Raw genomic sequence first — 18,847 nt, 5'->3', positions numbered from 1 at the left:
TTTTTCTTTTTATATATTAATTTAGTTTTCTGTTCCTATAAATCCTTGTTCTTTCATCCATTTATCACTATATATCTTGTTCATATAGCGCGAACCGTGGTCGGCTAAGAGTACTACCACCACGCTATTTTTGTCGAATCGTCCTAACTCGGCGTATTGTTTTACCGCTTGTATAGCAGCCCCACTGGTATAGCCCATAAAGAGACCTTCGGTACGGGCAAGCTCACGTGCCTTAAGCGCTGCATCTTTATCAGATACTTTTATAAATTCGTCAATTACCTTAAAGTCGGTAGCTGTGGGGATAAGGTTTTTGCCCATACCTTCTATTTTGTAAGGATAAATCTCAGCAGGGTCAAACTCACCTGTATCGTGGTATTTTTTTATTGCCGAACCATAAGCATCTACCCCCAATACTTGCACCTTAGGGTTTTGTTCTTTTAGGTATCTTCCTATGCCCGAAATGGTACCCCCAGTACCACTACACACCACCACGTGCGTAACGCAACCTTGTGTTTGTTCCCATATTTCGCGCCCTGTAGTTTGGTAATGTGCTTCGGGGTTCAGCGGATTGAAATACTGATTGATGTAGATAGAATTAGGAGTTTCTTTATGAATGCGTTTTGCTACCTCGTAGTAGGAGCGAGGGTCATCGGCAGGCACATTGGCAGGGCAAAGGTGCACTTCTGCGCCCAAAGCTTGTAACATCTCTACCTTGTCGTGCGATGATTTATCGCTAATAGCAATAATGCATTTGTAGCCCTTTAGAGCCCCTATCATAGCGAGGCTAAACCCTGTATTTCCAGAGCTTGTTTCTACTATTGTGCTACCTTCTTTTAGCAGACCTTTGCGCTCTGCCTCTTCAATCACATATTTAGCTACCCTATCCTTAGCCGAATGCCCTGCATTGAAAGCCTCTAGCTTTGCAAAGTAGTTTCCTTCTAGTCCTTTAGTGATTTTGTGAAGTTGTAACAAAGGCGTATGCCCTATAAGATCAAGCAAGCTACTATGCACATTAAGCGATGTATCAATTTTCATTTAAATTAAAAACTTTGTTTTTCAGCGGGCAAAGATACAAAATAATGTTTAATTGTCAATGTTTAATTATCAATGTTTAATGATTAATTTTACTGTAGTATCCTATAAATAAAAGTAATTGATTATCAGTATAATTAAGAGGATGTCCGAAAAGTTTTAAAAGCACGATTACGCAACACACTTTGTCAAACTTTCAGAGTTTGACAAAGTTAATTACTCTGATAATCAATCGCTTTTATTCACATTGTAGGGGCGATTGGCAAATCGCCCCCACGAAACCAAACTTTTCGGACAGCCTCTGTGTGCTGCATAAGGCTAAAAAATTAGCTTTCCTCTATTACCCTCTTTAGTGTTTACAAACCATACTTGTCCTCCGTTTTCTAAGGTGGCGTTGGGGGCAATTGTGCCGTACCATTTTACAATTACATTTTGATAATTATAACGCAAACTTCGGTTTTGTAATCCCAATAAGTGAGCGTGGTATTCGTCATAGCTGTCAAACAATAAGTTAGCATTTGCTTCTTCCTGTTTGTAGAGTGTTACTACCTCGTGCAGCGCCATAGGTGAAGCAAGCGTAAGTTCCCCAAAATGAGGTGTTTTCAGCGGAAACTTCTTTACATATACACTCTCTTTGCCCCTGCCGTTTATAATTCGCTCCCAATATACATATACATCTCCTTGGGGTGCTAAATCGGGTTTAAACAAGTAAAGTACAGGTGTTCCTTTATACACCGGCAGCGGGTAGTGTTTCAGTATTTTATGAGCATCAATCTCATTAGGATTGGCAATCTCATATTGGTATTCTTTTTGTTGCACTTCCCGTGATGAAAAATAAGTTAGCGGCTCATTACTCACCACGCAATAATGTAGCGTTTTGGCTGATAGGTTTTTGATAATCAGTCGGTCAGCGCCCTTTTCGGTATAGTCTTTCTTCAGCTTAATGCGCCTTTCGTTATCGTAATACCCCCGTCTTTCTATCAAGAACACGCTGTCGTATTTCACTAGTACAGGCTCACCACCTATCACAAAAGGTGTAGTAAGGCGGTCATTTTTAGGCGTATTTTCGGCATTACCAGTGGTGAAAGTGGCATAACTCACCTCTACTTCTGCAGGCGAACCATCATCGGTAGTAACAATGACATAGTTATGCTTTTGTATTTTGATTTTTTCAACGATAGTAGTAATATCGTCTTCCTCTCTGTGACAACTAAACTGAAAGCTCAGCATTACAGCACTGAAAATTAATAAATTGCGAATGGTTTTCTTCATATTATTTATATTTTATGCATTTTTAAGTTTTTTATAATCAATAAGTACGGCTATAGCAAATGCCAATACTGTGGGCAAGAACCACTCTATTTGGTAAGATGATAGTGGCAAGCTTTCCCTAAAATTTAGCACTTCAGTTAGCGATTTTAGTTTTGCCAATGTAAATACACCTGAGATGACTGCTGCTGTGGTAACTCCTACAATATACCTATTGATGCTACCATTACTACAGCTAAGAAAGAAAGCAAAATATCGGAAATAAAGAAGCCTGCGAAAGCAACTCCGCTAAGGGCACCTACTTTTAAGCCGATGTAGGGAGGGATTACTAAATTGCCTGCACCGAAGAACATCGCGAAGAGGGCGAAGCCTGCAGTCATAATTGTAATAAACTTTTTTGCATTCATAAGTGTTCGTTGTTAATAGCTAAGAGCTATGAGGTTAATATGCCACAAATGTACAAATTATTTTTTGTTACGCAATTTTTTTTTACTTTTTTTACATTATCTATCTCTTATCTATCTCTTATCTATCCCCCCACTGGCGCAAGCTTGCAGCTTGTGTCCAATTCAAAATTCAGAATTCAAAATTCAGAATTGTTTTCCCCCCCGCTGGCGCAAGCTTGCAGCTTGTGTCCAATTCAAAATTCAAAATTCAAAATTGTTTCCCACCGAACCTTCAGCGAAGGATGAGCGAAGGAAAGTCGGCGAGCTGGCGCAGCCGAGTATGTGACGAAGGATAAAAGCCTGTGCGGCTCGCATCGAGCTGGCGCAGCCGAGTATGTGACGAAGGATAAAAGCCTGTGCGGCTCGCACTATATACAAATTTTACTTGTAGGTGGAATGGGCGGAACGACCAAAGACTATATTTTTTTTGTTAATTCAAAAATATTTTCTTACATTTGCGGCAAATTTTAAAATAATTAGAATTATGGCAAAGACAGCAAATGTATTGTTAGGTTTGGCAGCAGGTACTGCTATTGGTGTAGGATTGGGTATTCTTTTTGCTCCTGATAAAGGCAAAAATACCCGCGAAAAAATTAAAGACAGCGTAAGTGATAAGGCTGAAAAACTTAAAGAACAGCTTGAAAAACTCACTGAAAACGTAAAAGAAAAATCGGCAGAACTTAAAGGCTCTGTAGAAGAAAAAGTAGATGCATTACTTTCTAAATCGAGCTATAAAGCAGAAGATATCATTACTTTTTTAGAGAAAAAATTAGCAAACCTAAAGGAAGCTAACGCTAAATTACAAAAATAGTATGTCGGTTACTGCTGTAAAAGAAGCATTTGAAGAAATTCCTACAAGAGCGCAGTCGGTTTTAGATACGCAATGGGCTTATTACAAATTGTCTTTATTCCGATTTATTGCTAAATCGGCGATAGGGCTTATTACTTTTTTCATTATAGCTTTTGCGTGTTTATTGCTGCTTATTTTCCTATCATTTGCCTTTGCTTATGCAATGGGTAATGTGCTGGGAGATGTAGCCTATGGCTTCCTTTTTGTAGGAATCTTCTATTTTTTATTGATGCTGATAGTGGTTGCGTTTAGGAAAAAACTGATTGAACGCCCATTGCTATCTATATTGTCTGATATTTACTTTAAAGCCGAGACCGAAGATGACAACAATGAAGCATAAAACTTATCGTTCGTTTGAAGAAATAGATAACGATCTGAAAATATTGCGATTAGAAAAAGAGATAGACAAAATTGCTCTTACACAACAGGTACATACGGCTTTAGAAAGCCTTAGTTTTAAAAACTTAGTAGCGCACACTTGGCTGTCGTTTTTGTTCAATGAAAAACGATGGTTCAATTTGGCTATGGAGTATGCTTTGTATTTTATTTTCAGAGGTCGTAAATCATAACTTATTGTATAGATGAAACATAGCCTTGTAAAACACATAGATTGGATTTCGGTATTGCTCTATTTATGCTTGGTGTCGTGTGGGTGGATAGCCATTTTTTCTACCACTTATTCTGACCTTACAATGAGTTCTATATTCGATTTAAATCAGTTTTACGGCAAGCAAATGCTTTTTATAGGGCTTAGTTTTATTCTTATTACGTTTATTTTGGCACTTGATAGTAAGCTGTACGTCAATTTAGCCATACCGTTTTATATTGTAGCCATACTGCTATTGGCAGGGCTTTTTGTTTTTGGCAAGGAAACTAACGGGGCGCGGGCGTGGTATGCCATAGGCTCTATTACGGTGCAGCCCAGCGAGTTTGCCAAAGTAGCTACCGCATTGGCTTTTGCCCGCTATGTGAGTGATATTCACACCGATGTGCGGCGCACTACCGATTTGCTAAAAGCTATAGGTATTATTTGTGTGCCAGCGGTGCTCATTTTGCTACAGCCCGATGTGGGCAGCTTGCTTGTCTTCTTTTCATTGGCTTTTGTACTCTTTCGCGAGGGAATGCCTTCAGCCTTGTTGTTTTACGCTTTCCTCGCTGCCTTAGTATTTATCAGTTCACTCAAGTTTGGTATGCCTATCACAGTGATAGTCTGTACCTTACTTATTGCGGGCTATTGCTTTTTCTACCAAAAGAGAACGCATCGTTTTCCTTTTCAGAATGCGCTTATCCTTACTGCTATTTGCTTTGTTACGGCTATAACTACACAAACGGCGTATGACAATGTGCTGAAACAACACCATCGCAACCGACTTAATTTGTGGCTACGCTTAGAAACTGACCCGCAAAAAATAGCGGCTATGAAACGCGACTTTGCCTATAATACCAATATGGCAGAATCTGCTATAACTTCGGGGGGTACTTTAGGCAAGGGATTTTTGCAAGGTACGCGCACCAAAGGGAACTTTATCCCCGAACAACACACCGACTATATCTTTACTACCATTGGCGAAGAATGGGGCTTTCTGGGTACTTCTTTGATAGTGATACTCTTTACTTGCCTATTGCTGCGGCTCTATGTGCTTGCCGAACGACAGAAAACTAAATTCAACAGGATATATGGCTATAGTGTGGTTTCTATACTTTTCGTTCATTTTTGTATCAATATAGGGATGGTGATTAGTTTGATTCCCACCATAGGCATTCCGTTGCCTTTCTTCAGTTATGGGGGCTCGGGGCTTTGGGCATTTACGATATTACTATTTATATTTTTAAGATTAGATGCGAGATGATGTGATAATTACTTTAACAAATGAAAAAGATACTATATTTATTGCTGTGGGCGGGGGTACTTACTGCCTGCCAACAATCAAAAACTACTGATGCCACTACAGCTACAAGTACAACTACAGTTGCTACAAGCACGGCTACACTTACGTATTCTAACTTGGTGGATGTGGCTACCCAAGAGCAGGTGCAACAAGCCTTGATAGCGGCAGGAATAACCCCTAAAAACGTCAGTGATTTTTTAGAAAGTGTGAGCCTCTTCAACCGTACTGCTGGAAGCAAAGCGGGCTTGGTAGCCCAAGGATTCAACACTATTGATAGCTTGCTGCCTCACTACAACGAGGTGGCTATACAAGAAGATTGGACAGCTAAATACCCTACTTTTCAGGGGTATAACTGTCGCCTTACTTCATTTACGCTATTGCGTGATTTTATAACTTTTGCTGCCAAAAGTCCCTACACGATAAACGACCCCAATGAGGTACTTTTTATAGACTGCGAGTCGTTGCGCAATACGCCTAAAAAACTATTTACTCCCGAAGAGGAAAAACAATTTCTTACACTTTTTACCGAAGTGCCTACAACTAATACCAAAGAGGTGGGCGTTCATTTGCAGAACATACAAAAAGCGTGGCAAGAGCGTGGCATTTCGTTTCGCTACAAAGGCGATGCCACCAAAGCATCACTTATTTCGGTAGTATTTCACTCGCAAATCACTCCCGAAGAGAACTTTTTGTTTGTAGGACACGTAGGGGTGCTGGTACCTTTCCAAGAGGGACTTCTTTTTGTAGAAAAGCTTGCTTTTCAGGAGCCTTACCAAGCTATTAAGTTTGCTGATCGCAAGGCGCTGAACGATTACCTGATGAATCACTACAATGTAGAGTGGAATCAGCCTACTGCCCCACCTTTTGTAATGGAAAACGATATTCAATTATGAATTTTGAATTAGTGGATGGGACAATTGGGTAATTTAAATGATACAGACGCGCAAAGTTTGCAAAAAGCCTATCAATTGTTTGAAAGTGGGGCTATTAATCGTATTGAAGTAGGCACTACACGAGGATTGTGTGATATTCACCGCTATATTTTTGACGGGTTATACGATTTTGCTGGCAAAATACGGCATCTAAATATTAGCAAAGGGGGATTTCGTTTTGCTAATCCTATGTTTTTACACGCTATTTTGCCTGTAATAGACCAAATGCCTGAAAATACTTTTGAAGAAATCATTGCTAAATATGTAGAAATGAACATTGCACACCCTTTTATGGAGGGCAATGGGCGCTCTATGCGTATATGGTTAGACCTAATACTCAAAAAACGACTACAAAAAGTAGTAGATTGGCAACAAATAGATAAAGCAGCTTATTTGCAAGCAATGGAACGCAGCCCTATCAACGATTTAGAATTGCGTTTTTTATTACAACCTGCCCTCACCGATAAAGTAGATGACCGCGAAGTTATTTTCAAAGGCATTGCACAATCCTATTATTATGAATTATGAATTTTGAATTGTGAATTGGGCACAAGCTGCAAGCTTGCGCCAGCGGGGGGAATTATGAATTTTGAATTTTGAATTTGTGGGGATGATATATCAGGAAAGATTAGAAACTGCGAAGCTGCATTATCAGCAGTATCACAAACAATATAACATTATTGCCTTCCTACGGGTACTTGCCATAGTATTAGGAGGGCTTACTATTTATAAGGCGATTGGCGAAAACTCGTGGTGGTGGGCTGCTACTGCCTTGTGCCTGATAATAGGCTTTTTTGCGCTGATTGTAAAGCATAAAAACATCGCTACCCAACGGGCTATTGCCAAAGCTACTATAAAGATTAACGAGCAAGAAATAGCTTTTTTCAGTCAGCGTGTTTTTCCTGCCGATAACGGTGCTGCTTTTCAGGTGGAAAACCACCCATACGCCTACGATTTAGATGTGCTGGGCGAGCAATCACTCTATCATTATCTGAATCGCACTCACACTTTTTTAGGGCGTAAGCTCTTGGCAGAGCGTCTTTTAGTTCCCAACCGCTCGGCTATTGAAGAGCAACAAAAAGAAATAAAAAAACTTACTCCTGAATTGGCTTGGCGACAGCGCTTTATGGCACACGCCTCGCAAATAGACGATAGTGCCTCACTTTACCAAAGATTACAGCAATGGGCTACTGGTGCTGCTGCACCTCTACATAAGGGGATAGTGCTTTATAGTATCATAGCTCCTATACTTCTTGTGGCAGCTTTGGTAATAGGCTATGGTTTTGGTTATCAGCTGCTACAATCGATAGGGAAACTGCTTTTAACACTTAATATGCTTGTTTTTTTCTCTTTTATAGGGAAAATGAGCAAAGAAAAACTCGGTTTTGAACATACTTATGCTATGCTTTACGCTTTTAAAGAATGTATTGCACAAGTAGAGACTCATTTTCCTGAAAAAAACGAACGAGCAAGTACCCATATAGCTCAATTATCACGTTTGTTGGACGATTTGGATAGTGTAAGTAATATTTTGGTGTCTATTCCTCTCAATATTTTTAGTTTTTATCACCTTCATCGCTATAGAGCTCTTTTGCAGTGGAAGCGAACCTATGGAACACACATAGCGCAATGGCTTGAAACGGTAGCTGCAACCGAAGTGTTGTGTAGTTTTGCTAACTTTGCCTACAACAATCCGCATTTTGTATATCCTACCTTCAACAATCAGTACAGAATTAGTTTTGAAGATGTAGGACACCCTCTTATAGCCGAAAATGAGCGTATTACCAACAATATTACGCTTGATGAGGCGCATTTTATTATCTTAACAGGCTCGAATATGTCGGGGAAGAGTACTTTTTTGCGTACATTGGGGGTAAATATGCTGCTTGCACAGGTGGGATTGCCTGTTTGTGCTCGTGAGGCTGCTATACACCCTCTTCCTCTATTCGTATCGATGCGGCTATCAGACTCACTAAGCGATGGAAAGTCGTATTTCTTTGCTGAAATAAATCGTATAGAGCAAATTATGACTGCCCTGAAGCGTGAACGCTGTATGGTATTATTGGATGAGATATTACGCGGTACTAACTCTGAAGACAAACAATACGGCACTATAAAAATTATAGAGCGACTGCTATCGCTAAAGGCAATAGGCATTGTTGCTACTCACGATATAGAAGTGTGTAAAACTGCCAATCGTTACCCTGAGCAACTGCAAAATAAATCCTTTGAGTCGTATATTCACGAGGGCGAACTCTCCTTTGATTACAAACTGCGCGAAGGTATCTGCCAAAATAAAAATGCGACTTTCTTGATGGAGAAGCTTGGGATTATTAGGAGCGAGCTATAGGCAGTTTCTTGATGAATCTATTGAAAAAATCAATCATTAAAAGCCTTTTAATTACTAATTATTTTATATCTTTGCAAAAACTTAATAATTAAAAAAAAAATAATTCTATGAAATGGGAAGGAAGACGACAAAGTAATAATGTGGAAGACAGACGCGGGCTGCGCGGTGGTGGCGGCAAACTCATTGCGGGTGGTGGTATTATAGGTGTTATCGTACTACTGCTACAGCTTTTTGGGGGCGAAACAGGGCAACAAGTGGCTTCGGTAGTGAACCAAGTGGCTGGCGGTGCCCAACAAGGGGGTGCTCCTACCGAACAAGTAGAACTTACCCCTGAACAAAAGAAAATAGGCGATTTTACGGCTACAGTATTGGCAGATACTGAAGATGTATGGCAAAAAATATTTTCAGAAAACGGTTTAGGAACTTACGAAGACCCTAAACTCGTACTTTTTACCTCACAAGTAAATACAGGTTGTGGTACAGCTTCTTCAGCTGTAGGTCCTTTTTATTGTCCTGCAGACCACAAATTGTATATGGATATGGATTTCTTTGAAGAACTCAAAACACGCTTTGGTGCTAAAGGAGGCGACTTTGCTATTGCTTATGTAATGGCGCACGAGGTAGGACACCACGTGCAAACTCTTTTAGGCACTTCGGCAGAAGTGAGGCGCAAAGAACAAGGGCTTAGCAAAGCGGCAGCGAATAAATGGTCTGTAGCACAAGAACTACAAGCCGACTTCTACGCAGGGGTTTGGACACACCACAACAAAAAATATCTCGATGCTGATGATATAGACGAGGCTTTGAGTGCTGCTCACGCCGTGGGTGATGACGCTATACAAAAGCGTATGCAAGGACACGTGGTGCCTGACTCATTCACACACGGTACGTCTGAACAACGAAAATACTGGTTTATGAAAGGCTATAATACAGGTGACATTAGAGAAGGAAATATCAATACAATCTATGAACAAACAGCTCGTCGTTAAAGATTTAGGCACTAAGGACTATAAAGAATGCTGGGACTACCAAGAACAGCTTTTTCAGGAAATTGTAGCTCAAAAAGCAAATAATAAAACGCTGGCAACCCCGCTGCCTACCAATAATTACTTTCTTTTTGTAGAACACCCACACGTATATACGCTAGGGAAAAGTGGGCATATAGAAAACTTACTTATCAACGAACAGGCATTGCAAGATAAGGGTGCTACTTTCTACAAAATTAATAGGGGAGGGGATATTACTTATCACGGTCCCGGGCAGATAGTAGGTTACCCTATATTGGATTTGGATAACTTTTTTACCGATATTCATAAATATTTGCGTTCGCTTGAAGAGGTTATAATTCTTACCCTTGCCGATTACGGACTTAAAGGAGAACGCAGTGAAGGCGAAACAGGGGTTTGGATAGATGTAGGTACGCCTTTTGCCCGCAAAATATGTGCTATGGGGGTGCGTGCTTCGCGCTGGGTAACTATGCACGGCTTTGCCCTAAACGTAAATACCGATTTGGGTTATTTTGATAATATTATTCCTTGTGGCATACGAGGCAAGGCTGTAACTTCCCTGAATGTAGAGCTGGCTAAAGCAACTATCCCTCTTGCCGAAGTGAAAGAACGTATTCTTCTTCATTTTGCCGAAATCTTTCAAACAGATTTGATAAAATAACAAGAAGCTCTCTGAAAAAAAACATTTACATCGCTTCTTTCCCTTTGAAGGGAGAGAAGCGATTTTTGATAATCAGTGAGTTACAAAAAGGTTCATTTGTTTTAAAACTTCTTTTGCCCGAAAATGAAACTTTTTGGTTAGCCTCTTTCGTTTTTCTTTTTATGCTTTCTAAAAAAGTAAAATTCTTCATTGTAACTAAAATAGCATAAGCAGAATAAAAAATTAAGATAAAGTGGAGCTTTATTATAGTTAAAAAAAGTGTTAAATATGTTGCTTGTTATTTCTACTTCTAAAAAGTTTTGTAATTTTGCCCTTAATTATGCACTTTTGAAAATAAATTGTAATAAAAACCCAAACTTAAACTTAAACTAATGCAATCACAGGGGAAATACAGAGATAAGTGCCTTATTATTAGTAGATTACTTTTGTAATGAGGCACTGCTACAAAGCTGCTATAAAAAAGATTTTAAATATAACTTTCAGAACACTAATACTAAAAACTAATCACTAACAACTAATAATTAAACAATAATGCTTAATTTAAAAAAACTTTTTACAATTTCGGTAACCCTAACTCTTTTGTTGCTTTCGGGTATAGCTAAGGCTCAGATAGTAGTAGCTATTAGCAATGTTACAGCCGAAACAGGAGCTCATTTTGCTGATAAAGATGATTTTTCGGCAGGGACGCTTACCGTTACGTTTATTATGAACACGGGTTATACAACTGCTGATGTAGCTATTGATTTAGCTTCAGGTATTGAGTATATACCCAATTCAGTAACTGTTTCAGGTGGTGGCGCTACTGTAGCTCAAGCAACAGGGCATACAGCTGCTGCGCCTCGATTTACAGTAACAGCTGCTTCAGGCAGTAATATAACTTTAGCTATCAAGCGTAAGGTTACTAAGGCTGCTTTAGCCAATTTAGACGATTTGAAAGATAAAGTTGTATTAACAATAGGCGGAGTAGCTTCTCAGCCTGCTTTTAATAATCCAGCTTATGATTTAAAAGCACCTACACTTACGGTGCAGCTGCCCGAAACTACTCATAGCGATGCCTTGGGTACACATACTAAAACTTTTACTATTCGCAATACGGGTTATGGTATTGTGAAAGATGTGTATTTTTCGGTAAACTATCCTGCCGATGTAGTAGGCAATAGCTTTTGGTATGCTGGCACTAAGCTTACCCCAATGGTTATTGGAGGTAAAACAGTGTATAAAGTGCCTAATGTGCATTTGGCAAATAACCAAGCCGTTACAATTAGTGAAAATTATACGGTAAAAAAATGTACTGCGGGTAGACAAATTGGCTATGAAGCTCACTGGGGTACTGATACTGTGATTTTTGAAACGAATACTAGCGCTAAAAATATCAGCGTAAGTACAGGTATACCTATTATTACACATAGTAGCAACAGTGCCTTTAATTATTTTAAATGGCAAGATGGCTTTTGTGGCAATATTTTAGGTACTTATTACGTGCGTTTTGATAATGAAACAACCGATCCTAAAGGAACAGCCTATAATGTAGAGGTGCAACTTTTTGACGGAGATCCTACTATAGGGTTTAGTTATTTTGAACCTATTAATATTCGCTTAATAGCTACTGATGGAACTGAAATTCCTATTGCAGCCACTGGTACGGGTAATACTCGTTTCATTAAATTTAGTGATTTAGCAGCTGTATCTAATGCTTCTTTAGGATCAAGGAATGTAGGATTTACCGATGAAGATGGCGATGGCTTTAAAGACGACCTTAAAAAAGGCGCTTATTTTCAAATAGCTTTTGATTTGAAAAAGAAGCAAGAATTTCAATGTCTGCAACCAGGAAAAACAACTAAGAATTATTTCAGCCTACAGCCAAGAGCTTATGTGCTATACGATAATGTATGTACAGGAGGGCGTGATAAATCTGATTTACGTCTGATAGATTATGGCACTATGCGTATCTATTTCAACGGGGTAAATGACGCTTCTAAACTTCCTGCTCAATTAGTACAGAATGTGCCTTCAGCAGGTTATATTGCCCCTGGTATGAACTGGCCTTCTCTCGGAATACACCAAAGACTCAAAAATGAAGGTACTTTATCAGACAATATGCGTCAGTTTAAGTATGTACTAACTACTCCTGCAGGGCTAAAACTCCAAAACGTAAAGCTTTACCGCCGCACAAATGTTTTTGGTGCTTCAGAAGTAGCCCCTATTAGCATAGCCGATATAGCCCCTAATACCACAGTAACTATTACTACTAGCAATACAGCTACCTATAGAGACCTTACTTCTGGTTATCTCAGCTTCGATGCTCTCTTAGACGACTGTAATGGTAGAAGTGAAGTGCCTATTACCTATTCAGTGTATTTGATGGTAAAAAATGGCGATGGCACTTATTGTGATATTCCGTTAGTTTGTGGTCAAACCACTAATATACCTGTAGTTTGTGCTGGCATTTGCTCTATACAAGCTCCTACCATCCTCAGTACGATAGTGGAACGTGCCGATAATTCGTATGGTTGGAAAGACCATACTATGACCGCCAAACGAACTCGTACCGAAGTATCCCCTATAGAACGTATGCGCGCCCTTTATTTAGATGATATAGAATTCATTACTAAAGGACAACAGCACGCTGGTAAATCTATTGATAACCTTTTCTATTGGGTGAAAGTAGAAAAAACAGCTGAATTAGAGCCTAAAAAGATAACCCTAACAGTAAATGGCGGAACAGAGCTGACTTTTAATGCTTCTGCTACCAACCCTATGAGAGGTACCAATGCCGCAGGTAAGAAATACTTCCGTTGGAATCTTACTTCTTTGTTGCCAGCAGGTACACTTCCGGCAGGAGCTACCTTTACAGCGGTGGCAACCTACCAAGTGAAGAATAACAACCCCACTAATAGTAATGACCGCACGATGGATATACAATCAGGTATAGAATCGTTTTTCTATACGCTCGACAATCCTACCACCGATACGGCTATTCATACAGAGGGATATCATACTGCTGAAAAACACTGCGGTCCTAGCCTAACCCCTATATTCTATATAGCCGAAACACAATCAATGTTGGCTACCAATGAATACAAAGAATTTTCAGGTTGTAATGCAGTACAATTAGGAAGTAACCTTATTTATGCGGCACGTAGGTTTAAGCCTGGGGGGACTTATTTTTCACAAGAGTTCCGCCCTGCGCGTCTTACTAAAAAGATAACAATCAAGATGCCAAGTGCTTACCAAATTACCAATATCAAGTATACCTATAGTTATAAAATAGCAGAGGCTGCTAAAGAAGCAACAGTAGATATGAGTAAATTGACCGTAGTGGATGATGGTACTTGGAAAACTTATACCTATATAAACCCTCCTAAAGGCACTACAGGGCATTTGCCACCGGGTATGATAACCGTAGTGAACGATTATAATGAATACATAAAAGTTTTTATACAACCATCGTGCAAGGCAAAAACAGTAGATGGCAATAAGACTTTTTGGGATCAGGGACTTGATGCTAAGGCAATGAATGAGATTATAAGCTCTAATATAGAGTATGAAGATTATTATTATCACTATGCCGAAACAGCTAATAGCCTTATTGCAACTGACTACTTGAATGAACGCCCTATACTTTTTGCCGAAAGTAAAAAACCAGATATTAACATAGAAGCTGTATCGCAACTAACTGTGAAAGCTACTAAGAATACAGAGGATGCTATCATAAAAATTGAAAATATAAAAGATAATGATGCTCCTTTTGGTTGGGTTTCTATTCCTGATGTTACGGGCTTAGAAGTGCTTTCGCTAACTGAAATTACGAGTGCAAAAGCACATGTGCGAACTTATACTGCACAAAGTAGCATTTCAGGAGAAAAGATGTTTTTCTTGAGTGAAGCAGGTAATGACGGCAAGATACTTAAGAACTCTGTACGTTATTTCAAAATAAACTACAAAATTACCAATTGTAACTCTCCTGTTTTACACCTTAAAGTATATGCAGGTTGGAACTGCTGGAGCAACCCTACAACAGGTTACCGAAATACTTGTAGTGATAAAAGTGCTACATTCTCAATTACTATAGCTAAAAGTAAAAAAGAAATAGCAGCTGCCCCATCAAACCCAGGCTATAACGACCCTAATAAGGTGGGTAGCATCACAATGTGTGATAAAACACCTTATAGTTATACAATCAATAGTGCCGATGAAGGTGATATTTACGATGCTAAACTTGTCGTTACTCAGGCATCAGGAATTACTTTCCACGAAGTAGAAGTTGAATATCCATTGGGTAGTGGTACTAAATATCAAGTAGGTACGGGTGCCAATAAGATACGTCATAGTGTGAATGGCAATAAACATACTTTTGATATTAGTGCTATCTTGCCAAATGGTAGTTTGCCAGGTTCTCTTAGCGAACCTATAAATGCTAATAACCGACAGTTTAAGCTAACATTCAAAGTACAACCTGATTGTAATTTTTCGGCAGGTTCGTCATTTGATATAGATATAGAAGGTAATAATCTTTGTGGAAGTCCAGCATCGGGCGATAAAACACGTGCTATTATCGCAGGGATTACAGGAGTGAATGTTAATAAGTATAGTATTAACCTCGACCCGCTTACTTACGTTAGTGGTAATGGTTCGCTATGCGGTGGAGGTATAACTTATAAAACACGCGTAACGATAGTTAGTACCGACCCAACTTTCCAAGTAGGAAATAACGCACGCTTGAAATTTACTATTCCCAAAGGGTATGAATTAACATCTTCTTACTTACATAGTCTTACTAAATCACCTGGAGCACTTTGGGCTAATCCAGTGAGAAAACAAAGTGAAGAACGTACTTTAGGCAATGGTAGTGAATTGGTGATGGATATACCCGCTGGAATGAAAAACGGGCAGTTCTTTGAGCTTGGTATTAACATAGTGCAAAAAGCCAATGCAGTTATAGCTTGCGATACTCCTAAAAATCTGAAGGTTTTTGCTACCGATACAGTTACAGGGGTTACTTGTACTACTTTAACACCACCGGCTACAACTTGTCCTTCACTTACAGTAGGGACATCGCTTGAACGAACCATACAAGTGAAAAACGAACGTCCTGAACTATTATTTAAGGATATAAGTTCTACCTCAGAAATACAAGGAGGTAAAGAAAAACTTACTATCAAATATAAGGTAGCAAATGCGGCTACGGCTTCAGCTACTCTCATTGCGCGTCCTGTAGTAGCGAGTCTTTACTACGATGCCAATAATAATGGTCAGGTAGATAGTGGCGACACTAAACTTACTACTTATACGAGTACAGAAACTTTAGGCAAAGGAGTTACTTCGCCTGAAAGAACTTTTGACTATCAGGTAGAGCAAGATAAAATATGTAGGTTGCTATTAGTACTTAAGAATGAGGATAACGTGTGTCTTTGTGGCGATGTAGTTACCAAAGTAACTGCTCCTACTGAACTTAGTGGTTTGGTAAGCAGCCTTACGACTTGTGCTACTAGTAGTGTAACTTTTGAATACAATTCTCAAGCGCCTAGTTATGTGGGCTATGAATGGAAAGCAGTAAGCCCATCGAATGCTTTGGGCTTCTTAAACAACACTAATACGCCAACGCCAACGTTTACTTATAACGGAGTGGCACTTACCAGTCCGCTTACGGTAACCTATACTCTTGTTGTGAAGCGTACCAATGGTTGTGAGGCACAACAGACAGTAACAGTATTAGTAAATGCTGTACCTAAGCCAACGCTTACTGTATCGCCTACCTTAGTGATAGATTGTAAAGCGGCTAATGTAGATGCCTCTATAGGTAATTGGCTACAGCAGGCAGCTACAGCAACTGCAGGGGCAGCTTGTGCTACTATAGCAACGCTTACCCATAACTACGAGGATGTAAAACCTACAGACCTTTGTGAAGCTGCGGTAGTAACAATTACTTTTACAGCTATAGATAATTTCGGTAGTGTTGTAACTAAAACAACTACAATTACCTTAGTAAATATAAAGGCTAATAATGAAACGATAACATTTAGTCACGGAGCGGTAGCAAGCTCTACTATATATAGTGTACTTGATAACGACAATGTAGGAACACAAACGGCTACAGCAGCTACTGTAAGTATGACAGTTGTTACCCCAGCAATAGGTGTAGTGGGTAGTGCAACCCCTACATTGAACAACAATGGTACTATCACCCTGCCAGCGGGTACAAAGTCGGGTACTTATGCTATTGGTTATAAGATATGTACAAAAGTAGCGAGTGTAACGGCTTGCGATACGGCTACAGCTACCATAGTAGTAGGCGCACAACCTATTACAGCAACCCCAGATGTAATGACCGTAACGGTGGGCGATACTAGCAGTAGTTCTGTAATAGACAATGACCATATAGGTACAGCAACCACTACTACTAGTACAGTAAGCGTATCGGTAGTAACGCCAGCAACGCCTAAGGGCAGCGGTGTAGCGACACCAACGATTACCAGCGAAGGTAAAGTAATGGTGCCAAACAACACGCCAGCGGGAGTTTATACGATAGTATACGAAATCTGTGAGAAACTAAATACAGGTAACTGTACGACTACTACCGCTACGGTAATAGTACCACTAACGCCTATTACAGCAACTCCAGATGTAATGACTGTAACGGTGGGCGATACTAGCAGTAGTTCGGTAATAGACAACGACCATATAGGTACAGCAACCACTACCACTAGTACAGTAAGCGTATCGGTAGTAACGCCAGCAGCACCTAAGAGTGTAGGAGCGCTAACCCCAACGATTACCAGCGAAGGTAAAGTAATGGTGCCAAATAATACGCCAGCAGGAGTTTATACGATAGTATACGAAATCTGTGAGAAACTAAACATAGGTAACTGTACGACTACTACCGCTACGGTAATAGTACCACTAACGCCTATTACAGCAACTCCAGATGTGATGACCGTAACAGTGGGCGATACTAGTAGTAGTTCGGTAATAGATAATGACCATATAGGTACAGCAACGACTACTACTAGCACGGTAAGCGTATCGGTAGTAACACCAGCAACGCCTAAGAGTTCAGGGGCAGCAACGCCAACGATTACCAGCGAAGGTAAAGTAATGGTGCCAAACAACACACCAGCAGGGGTTTATACGCTAGTATACGAAATCTGTGAGAAGCTAAATGCAGGCAACTGCACTACAACCACAGCCACTGTGGTAGTTCCAGTAGAGCCTATAGTAGCAACGCCAGATGTAGTAACCGTAACGGCAGGAGGCACTAGCAGTGGTAGTGTGATAGACAACGACCATATAGGTACGGCAACGACCACCACAAGTACGGTAAGCGTAACGGTAGTAACACCAGCAACGCCTAAAGGCAGCGGAGTAGCGACACCAACGATTACCGATGAAGGTAAGGTAACAGTGCCGAACAATACTCCTGCGGGAACTTATACAATCGTATACCGCGTATGTGAGAAGCTAAATGCAGGCAACTGCACTACAACCACAGCCACTGTTGTAGTTCCAGTAGAACCTATAGTAGCAACGCCAGATGTAGTAACGGTAACGGCAGGAGGCACTAGCAGTGGTAGTGTGATAGACAACGACCATATAGGTACGGCAACGACCACCACAAGTACGGTAAGCGTAACGGTAGTAACACCAGCAACGCCTAAGGGTAGTGGTGTAGCGACACCAACGATTACTGATGAAGGTAAGGTAACAGTGCCAAACAATACTCCTGCGGGAACCTATACAATCGTATATCGCATATGTGAGAAGTTAAATGCTGGTAACTGCACTACAACCACAGCTACAGTGGTAGTACCAGTAGAGCCTATAGTAGCAACGCCAGATGTGGTAACGGTAACGGCAGGAAGCACTAGCAGTGGTAGTGTGATAGACAACGACCATATAGGTACGGCAACGACCACCACAAGTATGGTAAGCGTAACGGTAGTAACGCCAGCAACGCCTAAGGGCAGCGGTGTAGCGACACCAACGATTACTGATGAAGGTAAGGTAACAGTGCCAAACAATACTCCTGCGGGAACTTATACAATCGTATACCGCGTATGTGAGAAGCTAAATGCAGGCAACTGCACTACAACCACAGCCACTGTGGTAGTTCCAGTAGAGCCTATAGTAGCAACGCCAGATGTAGTAACCGTAACGGCAGGAGGCACTAGCAGTGGTAGTGTGATAGACAACGACCATATAGGTACGGCAACGACCACCACAAGTACGGTAAGCGTAACGGTAGTAACACCAGCAACGCCTAAAGGCAGCGGAGTAGCGACACCAACGATTACCGATGAAGGTAAGGTAACAGTGCCGAACAATACTCCTGCGGGAACTTATACAATCGTATACCGCGTATGTGAGAAGCTAAATGCAGGCAACTGCACTACAACCACAGCCACTGTGGTAGT

General features: G+C 40.4%; 13 protein-coding genes and 1 pseudogene. 10 read left to right on the top strand and 4 right to left on the bottom strand.

Going from position 1 to position 18,847, the window contains the following annotated elements; translation table 11 throughout:
* Positions 1 to 21: 21 nt before the first annotated feature.
* From J4N46_RS12300 to J4N46_RS12285, 4 genes and pseudogenes are all read right to left on the bottom strand, one after another.
* Entirely contained in the window at positions 22 to 1,035 is a 1,014-nt protein-coding gene (locus tag J4N46_RS12300; protein ID WP_009414751.1) for a PLP-dependent cysteine synthase family protein, read from the bottom strand.
* A 315-nt stretch (positions 1,036 to 1,350) separates the two neighbouring features.
* Positions 1,351 to 2,304 carry a hypothetical protein gene (locus tag J4N46_RS12295; protein ID WP_208059525.1) on the bottom strand — a complete coding sequence of 318 codons (954 nt, stop codon included), beginning with the start codon at positions 2,302 to 2,304 and terminating at the stop codon, positions 1,351 to 1,353.
* Positions 2,305 to 2,316: 12 nt separating this feature from the next.
* Entirely contained in the window at positions 2,317 to 2,463 is a 147-nt protein-coding gene (locus tag J4N46_RS12290) for a hypothetical protein (protein WP_208059524.1), read from the bottom strand.
* 44 nt (positions 2,464 to 2,507) lie between these two features.
* Positions 2,508 to 2,708, bottom strand: a pseudogene (locus tag J4N46_RS12285) (branched-chain amino acid transport system II carrier protein); the annotation flags it as partial.
* 523 nt (positions 2,709 to 3,231) lie between these two features.
* On the opposite strand from J4N46_RS12285, the gene J4N46_RS12280 reads away from it, so the two are divergent.
* From J4N46_RS12280 to J4N46_RS12235, 10 genes are all read left to right on the top strand, one after another.
* Entirely contained in the window at positions 3,232 to 3,558 is a 327-nt protein-coding gene (locus J4N46_RS12280; protein WP_034556807.1) for a YtxH domain-containing protein, read from the top strand.
* Position 3,559: 1 nt separating this feature from the next.
* Positions 3,560 to 3,937: a phage holin family protein gene (locus tag J4N46_RS12275; protein ID WP_208059523.1), complete on the top strand. Its 378-nt coding sequence runs from the start codon at positions 3,560 to 3,562 to the stop codon at positions 3,935 to 3,937.
* Complete coding sequence (locus tag J4N46_RS12270) at positions 3,918 to 4,166, top strand: DUF6327 family protein (RefSeq protein WP_208059522.1); 249 nt, start codon at positions 3,918 to 3,920, stop codon at positions 4,164 to 4,166. Before J4N46_RS12275 ends, J4N46_RS12270 begins: the two co-directional genes overlap by 20 nt.
* A 12-nt stretch (positions 4,167 to 4,178) precedes the next feature.
* Positions 4,179 to 5,447, top strand: a complete 1,269-nt coding sequence (gene rodA / locus J4N46_RS12265) for a rod shape-determining protein RodA (RefSeq protein WP_208059521.1) — start codon at positions 4,179 to 4,181, stop codon at positions 5,445 to 5,447.
* A 20-nt stretch (positions 5,448 to 5,467) separates the two neighbouring features.
* Positions 5,468 to 6,379, top strand: a complete 912-nt coding sequence (locus tag J4N46_RS12260; RefSeq protein WP_208059520.1) for a DUF4300 family protein — start codon at positions 5,468 to 5,470, stop codon at positions 6,377 to 6,379.
* 15 nt (positions 6,380 to 6,394) lie between these two features.
* Positions 6,395 to 6,946 carry a protein adenylyltransferase Fic gene (gene fic / locus J4N46_RS12255; RefSeq protein WP_208059519.1) on the top strand — a complete coding sequence of 184 codons (552 nt, stop codon included), beginning with the start codon at positions 6,395 to 6,397 and terminating at the stop codon, positions 6,944 to 6,946.
* An 82-nt stretch (positions 6,947 to 7,028) separates the two neighbouring features.
* Positions 7,029 to 8,768: a MutS-related protein gene (locus tag J4N46_RS12250; RefSeq protein ID WP_208059536.1), complete on the top strand. Its 1,740-nt coding sequence runs from the start codon at positions 7,029 to 7,031 to the stop codon at positions 8,766 to 8,768.
* A gap of 107 nt (positions 8,769 to 8,875) precedes the next feature.
* Positions 8,876 to 9,757 (top strand): KPN_02809 family neutral zinc metallopeptidase, encoded by an 882-nt coding sequence (ypfJ, locus tag J4N46_RS12245; protein ID WP_009751343.1) that lies wholly within the window; start codon positions 8,876 to 8,878, stop codon positions 9,755 to 9,757.
* On the top strand, positions 9,735 to 10,436 hold the full coding sequence (lipB, locus tag J4N46_RS12240; protein ID WP_009751342.1) for a lipoyl(octanoyl) transferase LipB: 702 nt from the start codon (positions 9,735 to 9,737) through the stop codon (positions 10,434 to 10,436). Before ypfJ ends, lipB begins: the two co-directional genes overlap by 23 nt.
* 531 nt (positions 10,437 to 10,967) lie before the next feature.
* Positions 10,968 to 18,847 (top strand): gliding motility-associated C-terminal domain-containing protein (locus J4N46_RS12235; protein WP_208059518.1); only part of this gene is annotated, 7,880 nt, incomplete at its 3' end.

This window comes from Capnocytophaga bilenii (assembly GCF_017565765.1).
Classification (GTDB): domain Bacteria; phylum Bacteroidota; class Bacteroidia; order Flavobacteriales; family Flavobacteriaceae; genus Capnocytophaga; species Capnocytophaga bilenii.
Note: the sequence above shows the minus strand (reverse complement) of the source record. Positions and strands in the feature narration are given on the sequence as shown.

Bases quoted from the DNA above. Each gene is read 5' to 3' on its own strand.
- J4N46_RS12260 (WP_208059520.1), top strand. From the start codon at position 5,468: ATGAAAAAGATACTATATTTATTGCTGTGGGCGGGGGTACTTACTGCC.
- J4N46_RS12250 (WP_208059536.1), top strand. From the start codon at position 7,029: ATGATATATCAGGAAAGATTAGAAACTGCGAAGCTGCATTATCAGCAG.
- ypfJ (WP_009751343.1), top strand. From the start codon at position 8,876: ATGAAATGGGAAGGAAGACGACAAAGTAATAATGTGGAAGACAGACGC.
- rodA (WP_208059521.1), top strand. From the start codon at position 4,179: ATGAAACATAGCCTTGTAAAACACATAGATTGGATTTCGGTATTGCTC.
- fic (WP_208059519.1), top strand. From the start codon at position 6,395: ATGGGACAATTGGGTAATTTAAATGATACAGACGCGCAAAGTTTGCAA.
- J4N46_RS12275 (WP_208059523.1), top strand. From the start codon at position 3,560: ATGTCGGTTACTGCTGTAAAAGAAGCATTTGAAGAAATTCCTACAAGA.
- J4N46_RS12295 (WP_208059525.1), bottom strand. From the start codon at position 2,304: ATGAAGAAAACCATTCGCAATTTATTAATTTTCAGTGCTGTAATGCTG.
- lipB (WP_009751342.1), top strand. From the start codon at position 9,735: ATGAACAAACAGCTCGTCGTTAAAGATTTAGGCACTAAGGACTATAAA.
- J4N46_RS12300 (WP_009414751.1), bottom strand. From the start codon at position 1,035: ATGAAAATTGATACATCGCTTAATGTGCATAGTAGCTTGCTTGATCTT.
- J4N46_RS12280 (WP_034556807.1), top strand. From the start codon at position 3,232: ATGGCAAAGACAGCAAATGTATTGTTAGGTTTGGCAGCAGGTACTGCT.
- J4N46_RS12270 (WP_208059522.1), top strand. From the start codon at position 3,918: ATGACAACAATGAAGCATAAAACTTATCGTTCGTTTGAAGAAATAGAT.